The organism is Micromonospora sp. NPDC049004, from assembly GCF_040649315.1.
Classification (GTDB): domain Bacteria; phylum Actinomycetota; class Actinomycetes; order Mycobacteriales; family Micromonosporaceae; genus Micromonospora.
Window position 1 is genome coordinate 94,394 of sequence record NZ_JBEZFG010000001.1, and the last position, 23,819, is coordinate 118,212.

General features: G+C 70.3%; 22 protein-coding genes. 14 read left to right on the plus strand and 8 right to left on the minus strand.

The features are described from left to right. Positions 1–8 precede the first annotated feature (8 nt). Entirely contained in the window at positions 9–3,350 is a 3,342-nt protein-coding gene (locus AB0B97_RS00380; protein ID WP_357489337.1) for a BTAD domain-containing putative transcriptional regulator, read from the minus strand. Between the two features lie 246 nt (positions 3,351–3,596). On the opposite strand from AB0B97_RS00380, the gene AB0B97_RS00385 reads away from it, so the two are divergent. The 3 genes from AB0B97_RS00385 (at position 3,597) to AB0B97_RS00395 (ending at position 8,508) form a co-directional block, all read left to right on the plus strand. Beyond that, entirely contained in the window at positions 3,597–6,731 is a 3,135-nt protein-coding gene (locus AB0B97_RS00385) for a hypothetical protein (protein ID WP_357489338.1), read from the plus strand. Positions 6,732–7,163: 432 nt separating this feature from the next. Beyond that, positions 7,164–7,847 carry a hypothetical protein gene (locus AB0B97_RS00390; protein ID WP_357489339.1) on the plus strand — a complete coding sequence of 228 codons (684 nt, stop codon included), beginning with the start codon at positions 7,164–7,166 and terminating at the stop codon, positions 7,845–7,847. Positions 7,848–8,154: 307 nt separating this feature from the next. After that, the gene (locus AB0B97_RS00395) at positions 8,155–8,508 is read left to right on the plus strand and encodes a hypothetical protein (protein WP_357489340.1); all 354 of its coding nucleotides are present in this window, start codon (positions 8,155–8,157) and stop codon (positions 8,506–8,508) included. Positions 8,509–8,851: 343 nt separating this feature from the next. Here the strand turns inward: AB0B97_RS00395 and AB0B97_RS00400 are convergent, their stop codons facing one another. Beyond that, positions 8,852–9,466 carry a hypothetical protein gene (locus AB0B97_RS00400; RefSeq protein WP_357489341.1) on the minus strand — a complete coding sequence of 205 codons (615 nt, stop codon included), beginning with the start codon at positions 9,464–9,466 and terminating at the stop codon, positions 8,852–8,854. A 231-nt stretch (positions 9,467–9,697) separates the two neighbouring features. On the opposite strand from AB0B97_RS00400, the gene AB0B97_RS00405 reads away from it, so the two are divergent. Genes AB0B97_RS00405 through AB0B97_RS00415 form a run of 3 tightly spaced genes read left to right on the plus strand, consistent with a single transcriptional unit; the run spans position 9,698 to position 11,198 of the window. After that, on the plus strand, positions 9,698–10,048 hold the full coding sequence (locus AB0B97_RS00405) for a hypothetical protein (RefSeq protein WP_357489342.1): 351 nt from the start codon (positions 9,698–9,700) through the stop codon (positions 10,046–10,048). 18 nt (positions 10,049–10,066) lie between these two features. Further along, on the plus strand, positions 10,067–10,954 hold the full coding sequence (locus AB0B97_RS00410; RefSeq protein WP_357489343.1) for an LLM class flavin-dependent oxidoreductase: 888 nt from the start codon (positions 10,067–10,069) through the stop codon (positions 10,952–10,954). Beyond that, positions 10,851–11,198 carry a hypothetical protein gene (locus AB0B97_RS00415; protein ID WP_357489345.1) on the plus strand — a complete coding sequence of 116 codons (348 nt, stop codon included), beginning with the start codon at positions 10,851–10,853 and terminating at the stop codon, positions 11,196–11,198. Before AB0B97_RS00410 ends, AB0B97_RS00415 begins: the two co-directional genes overlap by 104 nt. Before the next feature lie 25 nt (positions 11,199–11,223). Here AB0B97_RS00415 and AB0B97_RS00420 read toward each other — a convergent pair whose 3' ends face one another. Genes AB0B97_RS00420 through AB0B97_RS00435 form a run of 4 tightly spaced genes read right to left on the minus strand, consistent with a single transcriptional unit; the run spans position 11,224 to position 14,756 of the window. Beyond that, positions 11,224–12,096, minus strand: a complete 873-nt coding sequence (locus AB0B97_RS00420; RefSeq protein ID WP_357489347.1) for a TauD/TfdA family dioxygenase — start codon at positions 12,094–12,096, stop codon at positions 11,224–11,226. Further along, on the minus strand, positions 12,093–12,863 hold the full coding sequence (locus tag AB0B97_RS00425; protein ID WP_357489349.1) for an ABC transporter ATP-binding protein: 771 nt from the start codon (positions 12,861–12,863) through the stop codon (positions 12,093–12,095). The genes AB0B97_RS00420 and AB0B97_RS00425 overlap by 4 nt, the downstream gene beginning before the upstream one ends. Further along, complete coding sequence (locus AB0B97_RS00430) at positions 12,850–13,878, minus strand: ABC transporter substrate-binding protein (RefSeq protein WP_357489351.1); 1,029 nt, start codon at positions 13,876–13,878, stop codon at positions 12,850–12,852. Before AB0B97_RS00430 ends, AB0B97_RS00425 begins: the two co-directional genes overlap by 14 nt. An 11-nt stretch (positions 13,879–13,889) precedes the next feature. Continuing rightward, a complete protein-coding gene (locus AB0B97_RS00435; RefSeq protein ID WP_357489353.1) occupies positions 13,890–14,756 on the minus strand; it encodes an ABC transporter permease in 867 nt (288 codons plus the stop codon). A gap of 292 nt (positions 14,757–15,048) precedes the next feature. Here AB0B97_RS00435 and AB0B97_RS00440 point away from each other — a divergent pair, with 292 nt between their 5' ends. Next, the gene (locus tag AB0B97_RS00440) at positions 15,049–15,831 is read left to right on the plus strand and encodes an AfsR/SARP family transcriptional regulator (RefSeq protein ID WP_357489355.1); all 783 of its coding nucleotides are present in this window, start codon (positions 15,049–15,051) and stop codon (positions 15,829–15,831) included. A gap of 39 nt (positions 15,832–15,870) precedes the next feature. Further along, on the plus strand, positions 15,871–16,323 hold the full coding sequence (locus AB0B97_RS00445) for a nuclear transport factor 2 family protein (protein ID WP_357489357.1): 453 nt from the start codon (positions 15,871–15,873) through the stop codon (positions 16,321–16,323). Here the strand turns inward: AB0B97_RS00445 and AB0B97_RS00450 are convergent. Further along, entirely contained in the window at positions 16,320–17,027 is a 708-nt protein-coding gene (locus tag AB0B97_RS00450; RefSeq protein WP_357489359.1) for an SDR family NAD(P)-dependent oxidoreductase, read from the minus strand. The genes AB0B97_RS00445 and AB0B97_RS00450 overlap by 4 nt on opposite strands. Before the next feature lie 90 nt (positions 17,028–17,117). Next, positions 17,118–18,026: an MBL fold metallo-hydrolase gene (locus tag AB0B97_RS00455; RefSeq protein ID WP_357489361.1), complete on the minus strand. Its 909-nt coding sequence runs from the start codon at positions 18,024–18,026 to the stop codon at positions 17,118–17,120. A 95-nt stretch (positions 18,027–18,121) separates the two neighbouring features. On the opposite strand from AB0B97_RS00455, the gene AB0B97_RS00460 reads away from it, so the two are divergent. The 6 genes from AB0B97_RS00460 (at position 18,122) to AB0B97_RS00485 (ending at position 23,814) form a co-directional block, all read left to right on the plus strand. Then, positions 18,122–18,958, plus strand: a complete 837-nt coding sequence (locus tag AB0B97_RS00460; RefSeq protein ID WP_357489363.1) for an AfsR/SARP family transcriptional regulator — start codon at positions 18,122–18,124, stop codon at positions 18,956–18,958. Positions 18,959–18,970: 12 nt separating this feature from the next. Beyond that, on the plus strand, positions 18,971–20,044 hold the full coding sequence (locus AB0B97_RS00465) for a phosphotransferase family protein (protein WP_357489365.1): 1,074 nt from the start codon (positions 18,971–18,973) through the stop codon (positions 20,042–20,044). A 66-nt stretch (positions 20,045–20,110) separates the two neighbouring features. Continuing rightward, the gene (locus AB0B97_RS00470; RefSeq protein WP_357489367.1) at positions 20,111–21,163 is read left to right on the plus strand and encodes an LLM class flavin-dependent oxidoreductase; all 1,053 of its coding nucleotides are present in this window, start codon (positions 20,111–20,113) and stop codon (positions 21,161–21,163) included. 12 nt (positions 21,164–21,175) lie between these two features. Then, complete coding sequence (locus AB0B97_RS00475; RefSeq protein ID WP_357489369.1) at positions 21,176–22,078, plus strand: amino acid ABC transporter permease; 903 nt, start codon at positions 21,176–21,178, stop codon at positions 22,076–22,078. Between the two features lie 47 nt (positions 22,079–22,125). Next, positions 22,126–22,884: an amino acid ABC transporter ATP-binding protein gene (locus AB0B97_RS00480; RefSeq protein WP_357490575.1), complete on the plus strand. Its 759-nt coding sequence runs from the start codon at positions 22,126–22,128 to the stop codon at positions 22,882–22,884. Positions 22,885–22,893: 9 nt separating this feature from the next. After that, positions 22,894–23,814, plus strand: coding sequence for an ABC transporter substrate-binding protein (locus tag AB0B97_RS00485; protein ID WP_357489371.1), 921 nt, complete (start codon positions 22,894–22,896; stop codon positions 23,812–23,814). Positions 23,815–23,819 lie beyond the last annotated feature (5 nt).

Sequence of the window (23,819 nt, forward strand, 5' to 3'; positions counted from 1 at the left end):
TGACGGGGTCAACGCACCGTCGCAGGCACGTACGCCGACTCGTCGCTCCACGGCACGGCGCCGACCCTCCGGGCCAGCCGGAGCCCGGCGTCGCGGTGCGCGACGACGGCCGGGTCGCCCAGCGCGGCGGCGAGCTCGGCGAGGGTTTGGTCCACCGGGCCGAGCGAGATCGATCCGCACTCCAGGCCGGCAAACCGCCCCGCCCACGGCAGCAGCTCGCGGTAGCAGCGCTGCGCAACCGGGCGGTCGCCGAGCCGCGCGGCGACCTGCCCGCGCAGCGTCATCCAGTACAGCCACAGGTAGTCGGGGCGGATCGGGGTCTGTGGCCGCCAGACGGCCCGGGCCGCCTCCCGGTCGCCTGAGGAGAGCAGCGCGTGGGCCAGCACGTCGTGCGTGTCGTCCGGTACGCGTGCATGCACCTGCCGGATGTCCTCGACCAGCTCGTGCCCGCGCCCGACGGTGCTCAGCACGGTGAACCGGCCCATCAGTCCCATCGCCGCCGCGTTGGGACCACCGATGCGGCTCATCCGATCGCTGATCTCCGCGTACCGGCGCGACGCCTCACCGAGATCACCGGCGAAGAGCGCGCGCAGGCCGGTGAACCACCCCATGACGGCGAGGATCAGGCCGAGCTGACCGGTCGTGGCCTTTTCGATCGCCCGGTCGACGTGGTGGCGTGCCCGGTCGAAGTCAGCGTCGGTGAGGGCGGCCTGGTAGAGGATGTGGTGGGCCTCGCACTGGTACGCGGTAAGCCCCGCGGCCTCGGCGACCGCCAGCAGCTCCCGCCCGACGTCGGGCAGTTCGGCCCGGTGCGCCGGGGCGACGGTGACGAAGTAGCGGGCGTTGAGCGCACGGCAGAGCACCGCCGGATCGTCCTGCCGACGGGCTAGCGCGAGAGCTTCCCGGGTGACCTCGTCGGCGCGCTGCAGATCGGCGCCCTCGATCTCGAAGGCGAGAGTGCTCAACAGCCGGGACCGCAGCGCCAAGCCGTCGTCGCCCACGCGGGACAGCTCCCGCTCCAGCAGCCGGACCAGCGGTTCGTCGACGGCGCGGTCGGGCCGGATGGTCCAGGTCACCGGGGCGTCGAAGCAGGTCAGTGCGGAGTGGACGGCCTGCGGGTCGCCGATCGCGGTGGCCAGCCGCACCGCCTCGGCGCGTGCGGCGCGGGCGCTCAGCACGTCACCGGCGAGTGCGCCCGCGGTGGCCAGATCGCAGAGCAGGTCGAGACGTGCGCGGGCGGGTACCGCTGGCGCGAGGTCGGCCGCGCGCAGCGCGCCGGTCCAGTACGCGGCAGCTTCCCGAGGCGCGCCGAGGTCACCGGCCCGGCGGGCGGCGGCGGCCAGGTACCCGATGGCGTCCTGCGCGGTGGCCGGGGTGAGGGCGGCGAGTGCGTGCCTCCCCAGCAGCGCCACGTCGTCGACGCGCTGCTCTCGCAGCACAGTGAGGATTCGGCTGTGCATCCGGGTGCGTCGTAGCAGCGGAACGCTGTGGTAGAGCGCGTCCCGCATCAGGGCATGCGCGAACCGGATCCGCCCCGGCTCGGGCTCGACGAGCAGACCCGCGGTCACGCCGGCCTCCAGGCCGTCGAGGACCGGCTCCTCGGGGCCGCCGTCGACGGCGATCAGGATGTCGACCTCGGCGTCCGAGCCCAAGACGGCGGCGTGCCGTAGCACCGTCTGGGTGCTGGCCGGCAGCCGTGCCAGCCGCCGGGTCAGCACGTGACCCAGCGCGGCGGGGATGCCGTCGAGCGCTGACCCGGGGCCTTCGGCCGCGATCAGTTTGGCCAGCTCGATCGTGAACAGGGGGTTGCCCGCCGAGCGTTCCCGTACGGTGCGCAGCAGTTCGGAGTCGGTGGTGTCGACGCTATGGCGACTCAGCAGTTCGGTGACGGCCGCGTCGTCGAGGCCGCCGAGGTCCAGTTCTACCGCCGGTACGCCGGTGAGTGCGGCCCGGGCCACCACGAAGTCGTCGGTCACCTCGTCGGGGCGGAAGGTCGCCACCACCAGGACGGGCGCCTCAGCCAGGGCGGCCGCGACGTGGCGCAGGATGCGTAGGGTCTCACCGTCGGCCCGGTGGAGGTCCTCGATCACGACGAGCAGCGGGCCGTGGCCGGCCAGCCGGGACAGGTAGGCACCCAGCGCCTCGCGTAGGTGGAACTCGTCGTACTGCCCGCGGGTGCCGGCAGGCGTTGCGGTGCCGGTGCCCAGTAGTAGCTGTAGGCCGCGGGCCTCCGGCTCGTCGAGCGGGAGCCGTCGGCACGCGGCGGTGACGACCTCGTGCCACGCCCAGGCCGGCGGTGCGCCATCCACCTGCGGGCAGGTGCCGATCGCCGTCGTCCAGCCGTCGCCGGTCAGGGACCCGGCGAGGTGCCGGGCCAGCGTCGACTTCCCCCCACCCGCTTCGGCACCGACCCAGCAGATGCCGATTCCGGCTGCGGTGGCGCGGGCGGCCGCCGAGCGCATCCGGGCCAGCTCGGTCGCGCGGCCGAGAATTGGCTGCGCCGCGGGCGGTCGATCGGGTACGACAGCCGGCGGGTCGGCCGGCCCGACCACGGCCGAGGATCGGGCGACCTGGGAGGCTGGCGACCCCAGGCGAGGGTGCTGCCGAAGCAGATCCGTCTCCAGGCTCCGCAGCTCGGGGCCGGGTTCGATGCCTAACTGTTCGAGCAGCGCGGCGCGCACCGATCGCAGCACGTCGAGGGCATCGGCCTGCCTTCCGAGGCGATACAGCGCGACCGCGAGCAGCATCGCGGCCTGCTCCCGCAGCGGATGGTCCCGAACGTGCAGATCGAGGTCGAGGACCACCTCGTTCGCGCGGTCCAAGTCGAGCAGCAGCTTTGCGCGCTGCTCGACGGCGGTCAGTCGTAGCCGGGCCAGCCGTTCGCTCTCCCGGTCCGCCCACAGCTCCCCGACGAACTCGGCGTACGGCGTGGCCGCGCCCCAATTGGCGAGGACTTCGTCCAGCCCGGCGAGCGCCGCCCGCGGCTGCGTCTCGGTGACCCGCGTCGCCGTCCGCAGCGCCGCCTCGAACCGCCAGGCGTCCACGTCGGGCGCCGATAGTCGCAGGGCGTACCCCGGGGCCGCGGTGACGAGGATCCGGGCGGGACGGCGGGGCGGACGGTCCGGCTCCAGCGCCCGGCGCAGGTTCGACACGTACACCTGCAGGGCGGCCTGGGCGCGCGGCGGCGGGTCTCCCGACCAGAGGTCCTCGATGAGCCGGTCGACCGAAACCACATGACCGCCTCCGGCGACAAGCCGGGCCAGCACCGCGCGCTGTCGCGGTGCCCCGAGTTCGATGGGGGTGCCGTTCCGCATCGCCCACATGGGACCGAGCACACCGACCGTCGTCACGCTGCCACCGTAGTAAGCCGACGCCGCGGTGGAGATCCGGTATCCGACTGTTCGTTGACCAACCGTTCGGACCGCACCCGGGCTTCGGCGTCCCTGCACGAGCCGGTCGTGGTCGGACGCCCGCCGCCCCTGCAGCCGGCGCCCACCAGCCCGCCAAGACGACGTTAAGGGCACGCCAACTCCACTGCGGCCTCATGGAGGCCGCACCTCGTCCCGTACCAGAGGGACCCGGAGGAAGGACATCCATTGAGAACCACGAAGGGCCTGAGCCACCCACGCCGGTGGCTCGCGGCCGTGACCGGCGCGAGCCTGGTCGTCGCGTTGGCGGGGCCGGCGGTCGCCGCCGACCCCGTCCCGTACGACGAGCAGGCCGTGCACCACAGCCTGTTCGCGGCGGTCGTCCAAGTTCGTGACGGCGGCACCCGCGGCCTGGTGGACGCCGTGCTCGCCGCCGAGCTGAGCGACTGGCGCGGCGCGCACCCGACGTCCGACACTGCGGCGCTCAACGCCCACCTGAACGCCGTCACCACCCTCGTCGGACAGGCCGTCCCGGCGTCCGACGAGTCACCCGGGAAGCTGCACCTGCTGGGCGCGGCGATGGAAAAGCTCGCGGGCAGCGGCGAGGCCCAGCTCGGCGGCCCGGCGGTCAAGGGGCTGCTGCGCAGCACCACCGGCGAGGAGCTGGCCGGCATCGTGCCGCCGATCGAACAGATCCGCAGCGGCACCCAGGAGTACCTGTGGGAGATGATTTCCCGGGGCGCGCTCACCGAGGTGTGGGGCACGCTGCACGCCCGGGCCGCCACCGATCCGGCCCTCGCCGAGGTGTGGAACACGGCGGTCGGCGCCCGGCTCGGCGTACGCCTGGACACCCCGGCGGACGAGCTCGCGCAGCTGCCCGACCTGAGCGGCAACCTCAACCTGTCGGCGATCACCGCGAAGCGCTACGACAGGGACGCCTATCGGGCGGAGATCCAGTCGCAGCTCGACGTGGCGCTCGCCGCGCTCCGCGAGCGGACCGCGACCGCGGTGACCGACGTGGTCGCTGCGTCCGACCGGTTCCCGATCGACGGGCCGAACAAGCCGACCAGCGCGGAGGAGGCGGCGGCCAAGGCGAAGGCGGAGGCCGACCGCAAGCTCAACGAGAAGCTCGGCCAGGCCGTCACCGTCCTCGGCAAGCTCGCCGGGATGGTGGACAAGCAGTTCGGCAAGCAGATCGAGACCATCGCCAAGGCCGTGGTGGGGGCGATCTCGGCGATCACCACTTACACCGCGGCGATCTCGGCGGCCGGCATCACCACGGCGGCGCTGGCGATGTCGACCTTCACCCTGGTCGGTGGCCTGGTCGGCGCGGCGATGATCCTGCTCCCGCTGTTCACCTCCGGCGGCGGCGCCGACGAGACCACCGGCGCCCAGATCGCGGCGCTGCGTGACCAGATCAACCGGCTGGCCGCCGGGATGGACAGGCGGTTCGACCGGATCGAGAAGATGCTCGGCACGATGTACGACGGGTTGAGCGCCCAACTGACCGCGCTGTCCCGGGACCTCACCGAGGTGCGTGCCCAACTCACCGTGATCGCCGGCCAGCTGATCGTCCTCGACCAGCGCGTGGACACCCTCGCGCTGGCGAGCCAGGCGGCCTTCGAGCAGATCGCCCAGCAGCCGCTGAAGACCAGCGTCGACCGGTACGTGCACCGTGAGGCACGCACCGGCACGAAGATCGAGTCGCTCGCCACCTACTTCGACCAGGCCGACTCGCCGACGCGCACCTTCGCGGCCGACAGCGCCCGGCAGGCGCCGTACGTCGTCCCGACCGGCACGTCGTTGTCCGACCCGGTGGGTACGGTCGGCCTCTACCTGCCGGCCGGCGCGATCGACTACCTCGCCCAGTGGGCGGGTGCCCGGGGCATCGCGCTCACCCCCGCCCCCGGCGACCAGCCGGCCTCCGGGGTGGCCAACCCGTCGGCGTGGCTGCTCGGCGCTCGGGCGAACCTGATCCTGCAACTACAGAACCCGCAGTACGCCGCCCAGGTCGCCGCAGCCGAGACGGAGAGCACGATCGCCGCGGGCGACGCGGTCAACCGTCGGGTGCGGCAGTTCAGCGCGCCGGCTGCGGACGGTGCCACCAATGCCTTGTTCCAGCGGCTGATCGCCGACTACCGAGCGGCGATGGGCCAGTGGAAGTTCGCCCTCGACGAGGTCGGCCGGGCGGTGCGCTGGGCGGAGGGCGACCGCGACTACAACATGTGGGGGAGCGTCGACCAGGACATCCCGGCCGCCGGCCGGATCGCGGACGTGCCCCACATCGCGTTCTGCGAGGGGCCGACGGGGGCGACCCTCGACATGCCGAGCCGGGTCAACCGTTCGGCCCTGCCGAGCGTCTACCACCTCGCCAACTACGCGATGGCGCCGGCCTACCGGCCGGAGCTGCGTTCCTGCCTCGACGCGGAGTTCGTCAACGTGGTGGTGAACGACCTCCCGCGCTACCAGCAGACCAACGCGGATCTGCGGCTGGTCGTCCGGCAGCAGGTGAAGTGGTTCGGGGGTGACTGGCAGGACGTGCGGACGGTGACCTGGAAGACGCGCCTGACCGACGTCTGCCTGTGGGACCAGCGGGCCAATCCGCCGACCGGGTACTGCCGGGAACCCGACTACTACATCAACAGCAAGTGGAACTCGACGTACCGACCGGCACTGGACAGCAGCGGCGTCGTGGTGGACAACGCCGCCGCGCTGGCGCTGGCGCGTACGAAGGCCCAGGCCATGCTGACCGGCAAGCAGCGCTACTTCTACCGGGCGGCGGCGCTCGGCACCGGCGTGGACCGGCCGCCGGCGGGCACCTGGTCGAGCTCCCAACAGCTCTGGGACGCCGGCAAGAAGGTCTCCGACGCGGTACGGATGCTGCAGATCTTCTCGGACCTGGGCTGGTCGTCGGCGCTGGAACGGGACGACGTGCTGCGCGGCCAGCTCTTCGGCGACCGGGCGCTGCCGGCGGACTACCGCCTACCGCGCAGCCAGGACAGTTACAACAGCGGCTCGTTGCACCTGTTCAACGCCTACCAACGGGCGTTGTCGAACTACGACAGCTGCAAGCAGCAACTGGAATGGGACCCGTGCCAGGGTGACGTTTCCGGGCTGAATCCGCTGGTGCAGCAGGAGCGGTTCGGTGTGGGATGCGCCCCGGCCCCGGCCCCGCAGGCGCCGCACGATCCGCTCGGCTCGTGCGTCGTCCAGGCCGGGTCGGCCGGCATCGGCGTCCTCGCCGACCGGTACGGCTACTGGTCCGGCCGGATCAAAGCCGGCGCACACCAGGAGGGCCTGGCGGCAGTGAAGGGCGTCGTCGGGCTGCTACGGGCGACGAACATCGCAGTGCACCCGGCCTGACCGCCTCCAGGTCGGGGGCTCGCCGCTGTGGTGAGCCCCCGACCCATCGGCGCAGCGCGAGCAGGTGTCGAACCTGCGGTGCTGATCGCTGAGCAGGGCCAGCAGTGCAGTAGCGTGCGCGACATCGGGGGAAGCCCTCGAGCGCAACACGGCGGCAATCACGGCGCGGATGGCGAGAACACCGTCCACGCTCACGGGGCCAGAGGGCGTGCCAGCTCGTCGACTACCTCTCGTCGCGCTACTTGCGCTGTCGAGCCACAGCGGTTCCCTCCTCCTCGGCAGGATGCCAAGTCAGGAGGTGTCCAGTCTCAGAGGACGTCTGATTCACGTATGGGGCCAGGAGTACGCGCGTGACCACGAGGACGAAGCGGTCTACTTCGTGTTAGTGAGAACACGAACGACTTCGGCGACGGCACGGGGTACCTGGAGCCGATGAAGAGCGACCTCGCGAGCATAGAGGACCACTTCTATCACCTCACAGCGCTGGACACCGTGGTGGAGCGCTTCGCGAAGCTGGCCAAGGTCGACCCGGATTTCCTCCCTGCGGTCCCGGCAGGAAAGGGTTCGATCGAGCTACTCACGGACGCGCTGTCCGAACATCTGCCGACGTTCTCCTACAAGAACGACTCGGTATGGCTGAATGCAGGTCTTGCCCACACCCGACTCGGAGACGGCGAAAATTTGGGGGAAAGTCCCTCCGGGTCCGGGTCGAGGTGGTTCTTGTCGCCTTCGCTCAACGTCGATGGTGTCTCGGACGTGACGGCCCACAGTATCGGCGGACATTGCATGCTCCTTGTCTTAAATGACGGTGTTCGGCCTATCTGGGCTCACGTTGAACTGTTCGATTTTACCGATGCCGAACTTCCTTCTGACTGGAGATTCGTTAAGCGAGACGAGGGAATCTTTGGAATTAGTGCGCTGTGGGGGTACCGCAGCATGATTGAAAACCCTTCGCATAATGATGACTTGATGGAGCGTGAGCGTAGCGCATGGGGGGACTTCCTGGCAGACAATGAAGGGGCCTTTGAGGAAGGGCCAGATCAGGAGAAGATCCGGGCGCTGAGCAAAGCATTAAACTCTGGTCGTACCTTTCCAAAGCCTCCCAACGTGGGATAGCGTGTCGGGTGTATTCGCATTGACCCAGACTATTCAAGATCTTATTGGTGACGTGACGGAAATGCGTGAATTCCATCTTCCGTCACCAATCTGGACATCGGCAGCTCGTCCACAGGTCGGGCGAGGGCTGCGCCCGCGTACGCGGTGAATTGCTGGCGTTGCTAGCACGGCTCATGCCAGTTGATCACGCCCATCTGAACTCATCGATATGATGGTCTGGGCGTGTGTACGCGTCGGTATTCGCAGATTGAAAGCGCTCTGCTCGTAACTGGGTGAAGGTATTGCCCTGGGCCGGGCCGGTGGTCACGTGGACTGGTTGTACGATCTGTACCCGGCGGCGGGGACGGGCGGTGGGTTGGGGACGCTGCAGCCGGACCTGCTCGCCGAGAACCTGGCGGTCGCGGTCCTGTCCGAAAGCACCCCGGCCGAGCGCAGCAGGATCCTGCAAGGGTTGGCTCCCGGTCAGGCGGTGCAGGCGTTGACGGTTTTGAGCCGCGCGTTCAGCTACCAGTCCGACGCTGCGAAGATGATCGACGTGGCGCTGGCCGCGGATCTGCCGGTGATGAGTGAGGCGGTTCTCCAGGTCGGCCTCCAGTTTCCCGGAATGCTCGCTTCGCGGGCCGCGGCCCTGCTCGTCAGGGCTGAACTCGATCCTGACTGAGTCCAGCGGACAGCGCGGCGGGTGCCGTACCCATCGATCGAGTTCGGCCAGATCGCGGTCGCATTGACCGCCCACGCCCTGACCGCCACGCAAGCGGGGACCGAGCCAAAAGACCGAGCGTCCCTACTGACCTTGCACGCTGTTCGGTTGGCGGAGGTGGGGCGGCGGGCCGAGGCCCTCGCCGCCAGCCAGGAAGCCGTCGACCTGCGCCGGGAGTTGGCCGACGGCAACCGCGACGCCTACCTACCCGACCTCGCCACGTCGGTGAACAACCACGCTGTTCGGTTGGCGGAGGCAGGACGACGGTGTCGGTCGCACCGAGGCGCGTATATCTGGTTGAGCGTCATGTGGATTGGCGGTGGTGTGCCGGGAGGAGTAGCCACCGGGCGAAGCAGCTCTGGTCGTCAATTTCGGTGTACCACCTGACTCTGAGCGTGTATCCGTTGCTGTCGGCTCGCAGGAGTAGTCCCTTGTTCGGCTCCCGTGACGGAGGTCCATGCTCAGCCGGCGGCGGGCCTGGTTGACGCGGCGACAGCGCCATTGCGTGCTCGCCTGTTCCGTCGAGGGCGGCGCTGAAGATTGCGAGGTCACCGCTGGGAATGTTGAGGGCGTCACCGACATCTCCGATTGCCGATGGATAGTTCAGCGCCGATTCGAGGGTTCTGCGATAGTCCGGACCCGAGGCCTGGACTATCGCCAAGGTGCCCTCCGCAGACTCGAACACCTCCATCCAGCTGTCGTCACGAACGACGCCGTCAGCGCCGACAAGAAGAGCGGTAGAGCCGGCAACGGCGATGCTGGTCTCCTCGGGGGTCATGCCAACAATCCGGTCGTACTCGTCGTTGCTCATACCGCGCCAGAAACGGCGGGCGGCGGCGTCGACAGCGAGGTACGGTTCGCCGTTCGTCCAGAGCCGCCCAATGTGGGTCCAGGACGTATGCACGGTGAGAGTATCCATACGGCCCTCGCCACGGCTGGCTGGCACCCAATGCCTTACTGTCATGCCGCTGTCAAGGCGCGGCAATCGTCGGCGTGCTCCCCCGGTCGACCGATGCGGCTGCAGAGCCAGCGCTGGTGCCAACCAAATCGAGCCCTACGCCGAACTCATCCGCCACTACCGGGAACGAAGGGTCCACTACGGACACGACCCGGCCCACGCCCTCGTCGGTGCGGCACCGAGGGCTTCTACGTGGCCCGCACCTCCCAGGAGGCGATCGAACGGTATCGGGCGATCTTCGATGCCCGGGTTGCCGCGTTCCGGCGGCTCGGCGTGCCACCGGTCTTCGGCACCCTGGAGGACGCCATCGACCGCAGCTCGATCCTGGTCGGCAGCCCACAGCAGCTCGTCGACAAGGTGCTGCGCTATCACGAGCAGTTCGGCCACGAGGTCATCCACCTCCAGGCCGACCACGACGGGCTCACCGACAAGCAGCACCGGGAGAGCCTGGAGCTGTTCCAGTCCGAGGTGGCACCGGTGCTGCGCCGGGATATTCCCAGCCGCCCCTTCCATCCGCCGGTGACCGCCGCCGCTACGGCCTGACCAGAAACGGGGACAACCATGCCCTCCACGCCTCTGTCCATCCTCGACCTCTCGCCGGTACCCGCCGGCGGCACCGTCACGGACGCCCTGCGCAACACCGTCGACCTGGCCCGTCGGGCCGAGCAGTCCGGCTGCCACCGTTACTGGCTGGCCGAGCATCACCTCGCCGCCGGGGTGGCCAGCTCCGCGCCGGCCGTGCTGATCGGGCAGGTCGCCGCGGCCACCAGCGCCATCCGCGTCGGCTCCGGCGCCGTCCAGGTCGGTCACCGCACCGCCCTGTCGGTCGTCGAGGAGTTCGGCACCCTCGCCGCGCTGCACCCCGGCCGCATCGACCTCGGGCTCGGTCGCTCCGGGCAGCGGCGGGTCGAAGCCGCCCGGGAGATCGCCGCGCCCACCCCGCCACCGGTCCAGGCCCGGGTGGTCGACGGGCTGCTCATTCCGCCGCCGTTCTCCTACGCCCAGGTGCTCGCCTCACCGCGTTTCGCCCTGAGCAGCGCCCTGCTGCACCAACCGGGCGCCCAGCCACCGCCCTTCGCCGAACAGGTGGCCGACGTGCTGGCCCTGCTGCGCGGGGACTACACCGACGCCGACGGGCTGGACGCGCACGCCGTTCCGGGGGAGGCCACCGATCTGCAGGTGTGGCTGTTGGGCAGCAGCGGCGGGGAGAGCGCCCACCTCGCCGGGGGCGTTGGGCCTGCCCTTCGCTGCCAACTACCACGTCAGCCCGTCCTCGGTGCTCGATGCCGTGACCGCCTACCGGGCCGCGTTCCGGCCCTCGGCGGTACTGGCCCAGCCGTACGTGGTGGTCTCCGCGGACGTCGTCGTCGCCGACACCGACACCGACGAGACGGCACGCCGGCTCGCCGCGCCGTACGGGGTCTGGGTACGCAGCATCCGCAGCGGTGACGGCGCGATCCCGTTCCCGCGCCCGGAGCAGGCCGCCGCGCTGCCGTGGACCGACGAGGACCGGGAACTCGTCGCCGACCGGGTGGACACCCAGTTCGTCGGGTCGCCCGGCACCGTCGTCGAGCGGCTGCGCGTCCTGCGTAACGTCACCGCCGCCGACGAACGGCTGATCACCACGATCACCCACGCGCACAGCGACCGGGTCAGCTCGTACGAGCTGCTCGCCAAGGAGTGGGGGAACTGACGACGCCTGCGCCGGTGAGGGATCGTCAACTATCGGCGGAATGCGGCTGGTCCTGCGGTCCGCGCGGAGTGTCCCCGCGCAGGGTGATGCGATGCATGACCCGCCGTTCGGACCCGTAGTCGCGGTTGGCGTAGTGGGCCGTGCTGCGGTTGTCCCAGAGTGCCACGTCGCCCGGGCGCCAGCGGTGTCGCACGATGTGCTCCGGCTTGGTGAGGTGGGCGTAGAGCAGGTCCAGGATGGCCCGGCTCTCGGCGTCGGAGACTCCGACGATGCGTGAGGTGAAACCGGGGTTCACGAAGATTCCCCTACGGCCGGTCTCGGGATGTACCCGGACCACCGGGTGCTCGACCGGGTCGAGCCGGGACACCGGCTGGCCCTCCCACGCGTTGCCTCCGCGTTGGGCCAGGTAGTAGCCGAACTCGCGGGTGCCGTCGTGGACGGCGGTGAGCTGATCGACAAGTCGTCGTACGGGCTCGCTGAGCGAGTCGTACGCCAGTTGCGCGTCGGCCCAGTTCGTGTCTCCGCCGGTCGGCGGGAGGGTGACCGCGCGCAGGATCGAGCCGAGTGGTGGCCGCTTCATGAAGGTGACGTCGGTGTGCCACACGTCGGCGAAGCCGTTGTCGGTGCTGTCCAGGGCGTACACCTCCGGGTGGGCTTCGTCGACGCCGCGGACGACCGGATGCGAGGCGGTCAGTTCGCCGATCCGGCGGCCCAGGCGCACCTGAGCGTCGTCGTCGAGGCGCTGGTCGCGGAGGAACAGCACCTTGCGGTCGACCAGGGCGGCGCGGAGAGCGACGATCTCGTCGTCGCTGGCGGTGGCCAGGTTCATCCCGTGCACCAGGGCGCCGAAGTGCGGCCCCAGCGGTTCGAGGTCGAGCTGCACGAGCACGGTGGTCATGTGGATGCTCCTTCGTTTCGGACGGCGTGCGCGATCTCGGCGCGCAGCGCGGCGTACTCGGGCAGGCCCCGCAGGTCGTCCGGCGTGGCGTCGGTGCGCGGCAGTTCGATGGGCAGGTCCAGGACGATCCGGCCGGGGCGTGGGCTGAGCACCACGACCCGGCTGGCCAGGAAGACGGCCTCGTCGACGCTGTGGGTGACGAACACCGAGGTCCGGCCGGTTGCCGTGCTTACTTCGCGCAGGTCCTCCTGGAGGCGCTCCCGGGTGAGCGCGTCGAGCGCGGCGAACGGTTCGTCGAGCAGCAGCAGTGGGCGGTCCGCGGCGAGGGCGCGGGCGATCGCGACCCGCTGCTGCTGGCCGCCGGAGATCTGCCAGGTACGGCGCTTGGCCACATCGGGTAGGCCGACCCGGGTGAGGAGCCGATCGACACCATCGGTGGGCCGTCCGGCGTAGCGCAGGGCCACCTCGATGTTGCCGCCGACGGTCATCCACGGAAACAGGCGGGGCTGCTGAAAGACCAGGCCGGCGCCGCGCCCGGGGACCGGGGGCCCACCAGCGGTCCGGACCGCGCCGCTGGTGGGCCGCTCGAAACCGGCGATCAGCCGCAGCAGGGTGCTCTTGCCGCAGCCCGAGGCGCCGACCAGGACGAGGAACTCACCCGTCGGTACGGTCAGGTCGATCGGACCGAGGGCGACGACGTCGCCGTACGCGTGCTCGACGTCGTCGACGGCGATCGCGGCCGTTCCGCCCGGGTCAGCCGAGGACATCCGGTAGCCCTTCGGTGTAGATGGCGGCCTGGACGGTCGCCAGGTCCGGCACGGCCTCGATCTTCTGCTGGTCCTTGAGGAACTGTGCCGCGCTGACGAGGTTGTCGGCGAGCTGGCCCTTGGCTGCCGAGGTGCCAAGCCATGCAGGGCTGGCCAGGTCCGCGGGCTTGAGGAAGACACCCTGCGAGAGCTGCCGCTGCGCTTCCTCCGGGCTGAGGTTGAGCTCGATGCCCACCGATTTGGCGGCTGCGGCCGGGTCGCTGTGGATCAGGTTCAGTGCCTGGGACTCAGCTTTACGCCAGGCGTCCACGGCGTCCGGGTGTGCCTTGACGAAGGCGGTGGCGACGACACCGAGGTCCAGGGTGGGCTTGCCTGCGGTGGCCAGTTCGCGACTGGTGACCAGCACCGTGCCGGTCTTCCTGAGTTCGTCGAGCGACGGCAGCCAGGAGTAGGCGGCGTCCAGGTCGCCGCGGGTCCAGGCGGCCAGGATGTCCTGCGGTTCCAGGTCGACGATGGTGACGTCGGATTCCTTGACACCGGCGCGGTCCAGCGCGGCCAGCAGACTGTAGTGGGCGGTGGAGGCGAACGGCGTCGCCACCTTCTTGCCGCGCAGGCCGCTCACGTCGGCAATCCCGGAGCCCTTGCGGGCGACAAGTGCCTCGTTGTCGCCCGCGACGTCGAGCACGAAGGCGACCTGGTACGGGATGTTCAGGGGTGCGGAGAGCCCGCGGGCGACCGGGCTGGACCCGATTGCCGCGATGTCGACGCTACCGGCGACGAACGCGGTGTTGATGCTGGCGCCGGAATCGAACTTGGTCCAGGTGATCTGGTAATCGGGCAGGGCTTTCTCCAGCAGACCCTGGTGCTTGACGATGAGGTCACCGCTCGGGAATGCCTGGTAGGCGATCCGGATGCTCTTGCGGTCCGGGTCGCCGCCGCCGCTGGCGGCACCGTCCCCGCAGGCGGTGGGCAGCAGTAGGGTGGCGGCGGCCAGCAGGCCCAGAATCTTGCGCATGTGCTGTTCTCCTATATTTGGCCGCGCCACGGGATCAGCCGTCCTTCGGCGGTCCGCAGCAGGGCGTCGATGAGCAGGCCCGACAGGCCGATGGCGAAGAGACCGAGGACGACCACGTCGGTCTGTGAGTAGCGTTGGGCGTCGCGGATCATGCCGCCGATGCCGGGGACGCCGTTGATCGTCTCCGCGGCGACCACCGAGGAGTACGCGACCCCGACGGCGATCCGAATCCCGGTGAAGATTTCCGGTAGCGCGTGGGGCAGCACCACGTCGCGGATCACGCGTGCGCGGCTGGCACCCAGCGCCCGCGCGGCCTCCACCAGACCGGTCGGTGCGGAGTGGACGGCTGCCGCGGTGGCGACCGCGACCGGAGGCAGCGCGGCGATGGAGAGCAGCCAGAGCTTGGGCGTCTCGTCGATGCCGAACCAGATGATGAAGAGGCTGAAATAGGCCAGGGGCGGGAGCGCCCGGATGAAGGTGACGACCGGTTCGACGACCACCCGGATCCAGCCGACGGTTCCCATGACGACGCCGAGGAGCACTCCGCCGGCGACACCGATGACAGATCCGATCAGGATGCGGCGCAGGCTCACCCCGAGGTGCTCGATGAGCAGGTGTCCGCTGTATCCACGGATGCCGTCGTGGGTGGTCGAGGTCTGGACGAGTTGGTGCCACACCGCACCGGGCGAGGGGATGAAGGTCGGGTTGCTGGTGGCTCGGGCGGCGATCTCCCACAGCGCGTAGAGCACGACGAGGGCGAGTAGCCGGAGCAGGACCCGGCGGCGGCGTCCACCGTGCGGTGCCAGTGCGTCGGGGGTCACCGCTGACGCGCCGATCGAGGTTTCCGCGGCAGGCGGCGCGGGGACCGTGGTAGTCACCCACTTTTCCTATCGTGTAGATAGGAAATGAGCAAGGGTGGGATCGAAGGATGGGAGGCGGCGACGCGCCTGGAGGCAAGGAGCCGTCGGCCCGTGACCGCGAGACCGGCGCAGAGATGGGATTTCCGCTCAAACCTACCGACTCCATGGAGAACTCAGGACCGTGCGCACTCGTGGTTCTCGCCTGATCGCCGCAGGTCAAAGCGATGCGGGCGATTTGCCGGTAAGGAGAGCGAAAGCGTCCGCCGGCATAGTTCCGTTCGTTGGCGTTACCGAGCGACGAAGGGGAATCATGCGGTTCACAGTGCTGGGTCCCTTGGGGATGGAGCCGGGGCAACTGCCCAGCGCTCCGAAGCAGCGGCAACTGTTGGCCCTGCTGCTTCTGCACGCCGACACCGTCGTCACCGTCGACGATTGTGTGGACGAGCTGTGGGGTGAGCAACCGCCGATGAGCGCACACTCGACGTTACAGACGTACGTCATGAACCTCCGGAAAGTCCTGCGCACCGCCAAGGGCGACAACCGGATCAGCACCCGCGAGCGTGGGTACGCCCTGCACGTGGATCTCGGTGAGCTCGATCTTGACGACTTTCACCGGATCGCGACCACCGGAGGTGAGGCCTTCGCCGCCGGCCGGTACCCGGAAGCGGCGCGGCTGCTGCGGTCGGCTCTGGACATGTGGCGCGGACCGGCCCTGGTCGACGTCCAGGTGGGCTCGATCGTGCGGGCCCGGTTGGAAGGGCTGCACGAAGTCCGTCTCGCCGTACACGAGGAGCGGGTGGAGGCCGATCTGCGTCTCGGGCGGCACCGGGAGCTGCTCAGTGAACTGCGAGTCCTGGTGCGCCGGTATCCGACCCACGAGAACCTGCGCGCGCAGCTCGCGCTCGCGCTGTACCGAAGCGGCCGGACCACCGAGGCGCTGGCTGCTCTACGGCAGTTCCGCAGCACGCTCGCCGAGCGGTTCGGGCTGGAGCCGTCCCGGCGGCTGCGGGGCCTGGAGCAAGCCATCCTGCGAGCCGATCCGGCCCTGGACCTGGCCGTCGACAGTGGTTCGAGCCACCTGCTCGTCAGCTGACCACACCGAAACGACCCCCACCGACCGAAGGAGCGCGTCATGACGACGACTCAGCCGACCGGCAGCACCGCGCACTCTGTCGACGCGGAAACGTACGCCGAAATCCTGCAGTTCTACGCCCGCCACTTCCAGCTTCTGGACGATGGCGAGGCCGAACAGTGGTCTCAGCAGTTCACCGAGGACGGCGAGTTCGGACAGAACGTCAAACCCGAGCCGCGTCGGGGCCGCGCCGCGATCGCCGTGTCGATGCGGCGCGGCATCGACCGCCTTGCCGAGTCGGGGCTCACCCGGCGGCACTGGTACGGCAACGTGATCGCCGAGCCGGACGGCGAGGACGCGGTGCGGACCCGCTACTACGCGACAGTCTTCGAGACGCCGCCCGGCGGTGGTGCTGCCCGGGTCTATCTGAGCACCACCGCCGAGGACCTGCTGCAACGACAGGGCGGCGAATGGTTCGTCCGCCGCCGGCACATCGTGCACGACGGGACCTAGAAGTTCAGGCCTCCGTCGACATTCAGGACATGACCGCTGACGTAGGAGCTGTCCGGTGAGGCCAGGAAAAGGATCGCCCGGGCGACCTCGGCGCCGGTTCCGGGCCGCGCGCTCGCGAGCGAGCCGCGGAGGCGGTTCCACAGCCGGTCGTTGTCGAGGATCGCGCGTCCCATGCCTTCGTCGACCACCCCCGGAGCGACAGCGTTGACGGTGATGCCGTCGACGGCCAGTTCCGCGGCGAGCACCCGGGTCAGTGTCTCCAGGGCGGCCTTGGAGACGCCGTACGCTCCGCCGCCGGCGATCGGCCGACGCCCCAGCAGCGAGGACACCGTGATGATCCGCCCGTCGCCGGCGGCCCGGAGCAGCGGAACTGCGGCCCGCACGCAGTTCAGCACACCGGTGAGATTGGTGGCCAGCACCTCGTCCCAGTGCTCCGGTGGCAGCGTCGCCAGGGGCCCGGGGCGGTTGATACCAGCGTTCGCGACCAGGATGTCAAGTCCGCCGTGACGCTCCTTCACAGCGGAGAAGAGCGCGCCGACCGAGGCTTCGTCGGTGACGTCGACTGGAAACTGCCCGACGATGTCCGACGCCCCACGTGCCGCTGACACGACGGTGGCGCCGGCGTCGGCGAGGACTCGCGCGACGACCTGTCCCAGGCCGGCGGTGCCGCCGGTCACGACCGCGACCTTGCCTTTGAGGACCATGAGAACTCCTTCGTTGTCGGCTTCCGGACCAGGGGTCCGGCCGTACTCGAGCCGGCCTTGAGTGCCGGCCGGAACGCTGCCCGCGTGCCGTCAAACCGATGTGCTGAGCGGACCGCCGTGGAACTGGACCATCTCGTCGGTGATTGGCCGGGACGGGAGATACAGACCGGCCGGCTCACCGCGTTCCTCCGCGTACGCCCGATGCAGGTTGGCCACCAGCCGTTCCGGATCCGGCAGGCTCCGGAAGGGGTTGTCGGCCCGCCGAGCGGCCTCCAGCGGAGGTATCCCCGCGCTGACACCGTGCGCCGCCTCCCGGCGCAGCCACCGCAGGTATGCCTCGGTGGCGTCGAGAACCTCCGGCCCTGCGACCGCGCCGTGCCCGGACACCACCACCCGAGGGCGCAGGTCGCGCAGCGAAGCCAGCGCGCGCAGGGATCCGGCGACCGAACCCATGAGCACGAACGGCGTACGCCCGGAGAAGACCACGTCGCCGACGAACAGCACTCGCGGTCGCGGCAACCACACCACCACGTCGTTCGTCGTGTGGGCCGGCCCGACGTGGAACAGCTCGACACGTACCCCGCCGGGGTCCAGAGTCAGCCGATCCCGCAGCGTGCGGGTCGGCAGCCTCAGCTCGATGCCGGAGAAGTCGGCCTGCGGCCACAGGTCGCGCATCGCCAGCCCTGTCCGGGCCATCTCGGAACGGGCGGTCTCGTGAGACACGATCTCGGTCGCGCGCGGAAAGACGCAGTTGCCGAAGACGTGGTCGCCGTGGTGATGGGTGTTCACCACGATGTGCGGACGATCCGGCGCCAGGCGCTGCACGCACGCCAGCAGCGCCTCCGCGCGGGGCCGGGTGGCAGCGGTGTCCACCACCACGACCCGCTCGGCGCCGACGATGATGCCGGCGTTGCCGACGCACCAACCGCCCGGCGGCTGGATGTAGGCGAACACCGCGGGGGCCAACGGCACAAGCCGGCCGAACGGTGTGCTGGTCATGTCTCCTCCGGTACGACGGCGTGGGTCCGGACCCCAGTGGGCCCGACCACGCTCGGCTCCGGCTGGAGGCGGCGTCTCGATCGGAGGGTGTGCTGATGTACCTCGACGTGCTCGGTGGACTGCGGATCGGTCCAGCCGGCGGTGACGCGGGCCCGACGGCACCCAAGCAACGGCAACTCCTCGGTCTGCTCGCGTTACGGGTGGGTGCGACCGTGCCGGTGACGACCTGCGTGCGGGAGTTGTGGAACGACCACCCGCCCCGTAGCGCCGCCACCACGCTGCAGACGTACGTCATGCATCTGCGCCGGGTGCTGACCCGGACGGCGGCGCCGGCGCTGCTGCTGACCGACGGGCGTGGCTATCTGCTGAGGATCGACCCGGAGCAGACCGATCTGGGGATGGTCCGCGAGTGGGCTCGCCGGGGCGACCAGCACGCCGCGGCCGGGAGGCCGGCGCACGCCGCGCGGGACTGGCAGCAGGCGCTGACGCTGTGGCGGGGCCCGGCCCTCGCCGATGTACGGATCGGTCCGGTGGCGGAGGAGATCATCGGACACCTCGACCAGTGGCGGCTGCTGCTGATCGACCGATACCTCGACGCCGAGCTGCGGTGTGGCCGGCACCGCCAGGTGGTGGCCGTGGCGACGACACTCGCACGTCGGCATCCACTGCGCGAGCCGATTCACGCCAGCCTGATGGTCGCGCTGTACCGCAGTGGGCGGCAGGCTGACGCCGTCCTGGTCTACCAGCGGCTGTCCGCCGCGCTGCGGCGCGAACTCGGAGTCGAGCCCTCGACGGCGGTGCAGCGGTTGCAGCGCGCTGTGCGAGTCGGCGAGGCCTGGCTCGAACCGCCCGCCGGCCCGGCCACGGAGCCGCTGGCCCCCGCGCTCCGCCGCCCCACTCTCGTCCCCGCGCCGTCCTGCGGCGTGTCCTGATCGGAGCCTTCCGTGCCCGTACCCGTGCAACGCGACCCCGACCTGACCCGGGCCCGATTGGCCGACTGGCTCCGCGACCAGCGCGGCGTCCGTGACGTCGCCGTGGGGCCGTTGACCGTCCCGAGGACTGCCGGATTCTCCGCCGAGATTCTGCTTTGCGACGCCAGTTGGGCCCAGGACGGACGACATCAGGTCGCGCCGCTCGCCGTCCGGATCGCGCCGGTCGGGCACCGGATCTTTCCTGACCTGCGCTGGCCGGAACAGGTCGGTGTGCAGATCGCGCTGGCCCGGACCGACGTCCCGGTCGCGCCCGTACTCGGGTTCGAACCCGACCCGGGCGTACTCGGGGCGCCGTTCGTCGTGATGAGCCGGGTAGCCGGTGAGGTGCCCGCCGACCTGCCGTCGTACCACCGGGAGGGCTGGCTGGCCTCGGCCTCGCCGCAGCGGCAGCGGGCGGCGTGGTTCGCCGCCCTGTCCGCGATGGGGCGGTTGCACCGCCTGGATCCGGCGGCCCTGGGGGCGACCCCCGCGCCCTCCGGCGACCTGGCGTTCTACGCCGAGCAGTTGGAGTATTTCGGCGCCGCGCGCAACGACGCCGCCCGAACCGCGCTGACCTGGCTGCAGGCCCACCGCCCGCCGGCGCCGCAGACGCCTCGCCCGCTGTGGGGCGACGCCCGGCTCGGCAACATCGTATTCGCCGGCGACCGTCCGGCCGCCCTCCTGGACTGGGAGATGACCGACGTCGGCCGCCCGGAGAGCGACCTGGCCTGGTTCCTGCACATGGACCGGTTTCTCAGCGACGGGATCGGCGCCCCCCGGCTGCCCGGTCTGCCGACCCGCGTCGAGACCGAGGAGTTCTACGCCCGGCTTCTCGGCCGACCCCTGGCCCATCTGGCCTACCACGAGGTCGACGCCGCCTTCCGGTTCTGTGTCGTCACGGCCCGGGTCGTGCGGCTGCTGGAGGAGACCGGCGTCCTGCCGCCGGGGTCGGACTTTCCGCTGCACCGCAACGCGACCGCGCTGTTGCGCCGCCGGCTCGCCGAGAGCGGTGTCGATCTCTCCAGTACGGGTGTAGCGGGCCTCTAGGGACCCCCGCCATGGTCGGCACCGTACGGGGCCAGCAGCGGTCCGCCCGAATCCGAGGGAGCTGGAATGAAGTTCGGCATCAACCTCTTCCCGACCGTCGGTCCGCAGGACAAGCCCGCCGTCCAGTACTTCGAGGAGAGCCTGCGCCTGGCGGAACTGGCGGACGAGCTGGGCTTTCACCACGTCAAGACGGTTGAGCACTACTTCTCCCCGTATGGCGGGTACAGCCCCGACCCGGTCACCTTCCTGGCGGCAGCGGCGGCCCGGACCAGGCAGATTCGTCTGGTCACCGGCGCGGTACTGCCCGCGTTCACCCACCCGGTGAAACTCGCCGGGAAGCTCGCGATGCTCGACGCCATCTCCGGCGGCCGGCTCGACGTCGGGTTCGGGCGGGCGTTCCTGCCCGACGAGTTCCAGGCCTTCGGCATTCCGTTGGACGAGAGCCGGGCCCGCTTCGACGAGGGCGTGGACGCGTGCAGGCTGCTCTGGTCCGCCGAGCAGGCGGTGTGGGACGGCCGGTTCTACCGGTTCGGTCCCGTCACGCTGTTGCCGCGGCCGGTCCAGCAGCCGCACCCGCGGATCCTGGTGGCCACCGCCAAGTCGCCGGAATCAGCCGAGGCGGCCGGCCGCAACGGGTACGGCGTCATGCTCGTTCCCTCGATCAACTCCCGGGAGCAGGTGCAGGAGGTCCTCGCGCTGTACCGAAAGGCTGCGGCAGCCGGCGGCTTCACGCCGACCGACGAGGACGTGCACATGAGTTACAACGCGTTCCTGGCCGACGACGCCGACGAGGCACAGCGGCTCGGCCGCCAGTACGCCGATCAGTCGCACGGCGCGCTCGCCGCGGCCGTATCGTCGTGGGCGCACACCCGAAGCAGCGACTATCCCGGCTACGAAAAGATCGTGGAACGGGTCGGCAAGGGCAACTTCGACCGGCAGGTGGCTGACCTTAAAGCCCTGGTCGGCTCACCCGAGCAGGTCGTCGCGGCGGTGGAGACCATCCGCGACTGGTTCGGTGAGGTCACCCTGAGCCTTCAGGTGGTCTCCGGCAACGTGCCGTACGAGCGGGCGGCCACATCGCTGCGCCTGTTCGCCGAGCACGTGCTGCCCAGGTTCTGACGGAAGCGCGCCGTGTCCACCCCGACGGCCGTCATGGCCGACAGTTATGCCGACGCCCGGCCCGCGCGACGTCCCCTGCGGTGGGTCGCGGGCCTGGCCGGGCTGGTGGTGCTCCTGCTCACGCTGGTGAGCATGGCGGGCAACCCGGCTTTCGAGTGGGACGTCGTCGGCCAGTACCTCACCGCCGACGTCGTCCTCGACGGCCTGCGGGTCACCCTGTTGCTGACCGCTATCGCCCTGGTCGGGGGGTTCGCCCTCGGAACGGTCCTGGCCGTCATGCGGCTGTCCGGCAGCCGCCTGCTGCAGGCGATCAGCTGGGGTTACACGTGGCTGTTCCGGTCCGTGCCGATCCTGGTCCAGCTGCTGTTCTGGTACAACATCTCGCTGGTCTACCCACGGCTGACGGTCGGGGTGCCCTTCGGCCCGACGATCCTGGACCTGCCCACCCGCGGTCTGATCAACGGGTTCGCGGCGGCGGTCATCGGCCTCACCCTGCACGAGGCCGCACACGCCGCCGAGATCGTCCGGGCCGGACTGCTGTCGGTCGAGAGGTCGCAGACCGAAGCGGCTCAGGCCCTCGGCCTCTCACGTTCGCGCACCCTGCGGCGCATCGTGCTGCCGCAGGCGATGCGGGCCATCGTTCCGCCGGCCGCCAACCAGGCCGCGGCGCTGCTGAAGGGAACCTCGGTGGTCAGCGTCATCGCCGGACAGGACCTGCTCTTCTCCGTCCAGCTCATCTACAACCGCAACTACCTCGTGATTCCGCTGCTGCTCGTGGCGACCCTCTGGTACCTGTTCTTCACCACCCTCCTCAGCGCGGTCCAGTACCTCCTGGAGCAGTTCTTCGGGCGGGGCAGCGGTCGGGCCGGCCCGGTGGGACCACGCCTGTCGCTCCTCGCCGGGGAGGACCGGTGAGCACTGCCGCCGAGGAACTGACCGTGGCCACCGGCGAACCGCGCAGCATGGTCCGGCTCATCCAGATCAGCAAGGCGTTCGGGGACGTGGTCGTCCTCGATCGGGTGGACCTGACCGTCCCTGCCGGAACGGTCACCTGTGTGGTCGGACCGTCCGGCTCGGGCAAGAGCACCCTGCTGCGCTGCGTCAACCGCCTCGAGCGGCCCGACTCCGGAGCCGTCCTCATCGACGGGCAGCCGGTCGGGCTGATCCGGCGCGGCAACCGGGTGATCGAGGCCCCACCGCGGCTGCTCGCCCGGCACCGAACAGCCGTGGGGATGGTGTTCCAGGCGCTGAACCTCTTTCCGCACCTCACGGTCCTGCAGAACATCGTCGAAGCGCCGGTCGCGGTGCAGGGGGCGAGCCGTGCCGACGCCCGAACCCGGGCCCGGGAACTCCTGCAACGAGTCGGTCTGGCCCACAAGGAGCGGTCGTACCCCCGGGAGTTGTCCGGCGGCGAACAACAGCGCGTCGCCATCGCCAGGGCGCTCGCCCTGCGTCCGAAGGTGATGCTCTTCGACGAGCCGACCAGCGCGCTCGACCCGGAACTGGTCGGCGAGGTGCTGGCGGTCGTACGCGACCTCGCCGCCGGCGGCATGACGATGCTCATCGTCACCCACGAGCTGCGCTTCGCCGCCGAGGTCGCCGACGAGATCGTCTTCATGGACGGCGGCCGGATCGTCGAACAGGGACCGCCCGCCACGATGCTCGGCAGCCCGCGGGAGGAGCGGACTGCCCGATTCTTCGCCACCATCCAGCAACGCTGAGGAGTCACCGTGCCCTATCGCCGTATTCGCCTGGCGGCCGTCGGCGCCGTCGGACTGGTCCTGCTGTCGGGATGCCTGCACGCGGCACCAGCCAGCAGCATCCAGGAAGCACCGAAAGACCTCGGCGCCGAGGACGTCGTCTCCGCCGTCCAGGCCGACCCGGCACTGAAGGCGCTGCTTCCGGCGGACATCCGACAATCCGGGGTCCTGACCGTGGGTTCGGCCGTCGGGACCCCGCCGATCGCCTTCCACCCGCAGGACGGCGGGCCGCCGCGCGGCATCGACATCGACGTCGCCGACGCGGTCGCCCGGAAACTCGGCCTGACCGTCAAGCGTGACCAGGTCAGTGGCGCATCGCTGCTGACCGGTCTCAGCGCCGGCCGCTTCGCTGTCGGTACGGCCAATTTCTCCGTCACCGAGGAGCGCAAGAAGGTCCTCGACTTCACCACGTACCTGACCGACGGCACGGGCATCCTGGTCCGCGACGACAGTCCGCTCACCGAGGTCACCGACCTCGGGCAGCTCTGCGGATCCTCGATCGGCACCGGGGTGGGCAGTACTTTCGAAAACGACCTACGTCAGCAGCAGGACCGGTGCGCCCAGGCCGGTAAGCCGCCCTACCGGGTCAGCACCTACAGCGACGCCGCCGCCCACTTCCTCGCGCTACGCGAGGGCCACGTCGACGTTCTGGTCAGCTCCGCGAGCGTGCTGCGGTACGCCGCCGCCCAACAGCCGGGCCTGCGCCTCGCCGGGCAACTCAGCCGCCGCGACGTCGGACTCGCCACGAACAAGGGCGCCGGACTGGCGGAACCGTTGCGCGCCGCGATCGACGAACTCGTCGCCGAGGGCACCTACCAGAAGATCCTGGCCAAGTGGCACCTGGAGGCGGCCGCGATCCCGCGCTCAGCGGTCAATCCGCCGGCGGCCTGACGAGC

Excerpts from the sequence above, each read along its gene's own strand:
- AB0B97_RS00470 (WP_357489367.1), top strand. The coding sequence starts at position 20,111 with ATGAAGTTCGGCATCAACCTCTTCCCGACCGTCGGTCCGCAGGACAAG.
- AB0B97_RS00460 (WP_357489363.1), top strand. The coding sequence starts at position 18,122 with ATGTACCTCGACGTGCTCGGTGGACTGCGGATCGGTCCAGCCGGCGGT.
- AB0B97_RS00390 (WP_357489339.1), top strand. The coding sequence starts at position 7,164 with ATGAAGAGCGACCTCGCGAGCATAGAGGACCACTTCTATCACCTCACA.
- AB0B97_RS00480 (WP_357490575.1), top strand. The coding sequence starts at position 22,126 with ATGGTCCGGCTCATCCAGATCAGCAAGGCGTTCGGGGACGTGGTCGTC.
- AB0B97_RS00450 (WP_357489359.1), bottom strand. The coding sequence starts at position 17,027 with ATGGTCCTCAAAGGCAAGGTCGCGGTCGTGACCGGCGGCACCGCCGGC.
- AB0B97_RS00455 (WP_357489361.1), bottom strand. The coding sequence starts at position 18,026 with ATGACCAGCACACCGTTCGGCCGGCTTGTGCCGTTGGCCCCCGCGGTG.
- AB0B97_RS00425 (WP_357489349.1), bottom strand. The coding sequence starts at position 12,863 with ATGTCCTCGGCTGACCCGGGCGGAACGGCCGCGATCGCCGTCGACGAC.
- AB0B97_RS00420 (WP_357489347.1), bottom strand. The coding sequence starts at position 12,096 with ATGACCACCGTGCTCGTGCAGCTCGACCTCGAACCGCTGGGGCCGCAC.
- AB0B97_RS00410 (WP_357489343.1), top strand. The coding sequence starts at position 10,067 with ATGCCCTCCACGCCTCTGTCCATCCTCGACCTCTCGCCGGTACCCGCC.
- AB0B97_RS00445 (WP_357489357.1), top strand. The coding sequence starts at position 15,871 with ATGACGACGACTCAGCCGACCGGCAGCACCGCGCACTCTGTCGACGCG.
- AB0B97_RS00440 (WP_357489355.1), top strand. The coding sequence starts at position 15,049 with ATGCGGTTCACAGTGCTGGGTCCCTTGGGGATGGAGCCGGGGCAACTG.
- AB0B97_RS00430 (WP_357489351.1), bottom strand. The coding sequence starts at position 13,878 with ATGCGCAAGATTCTGGGCCTGCTGGCCGCCGCCACCCTACTGCTGCCC.
- AB0B97_RS00400 (WP_357489341.1), bottom strand. The coding sequence starts at position 9,466 with ATGGATACTCTCACCGTGCATACGTCCTGGACCCACATTGGGCGGCTC.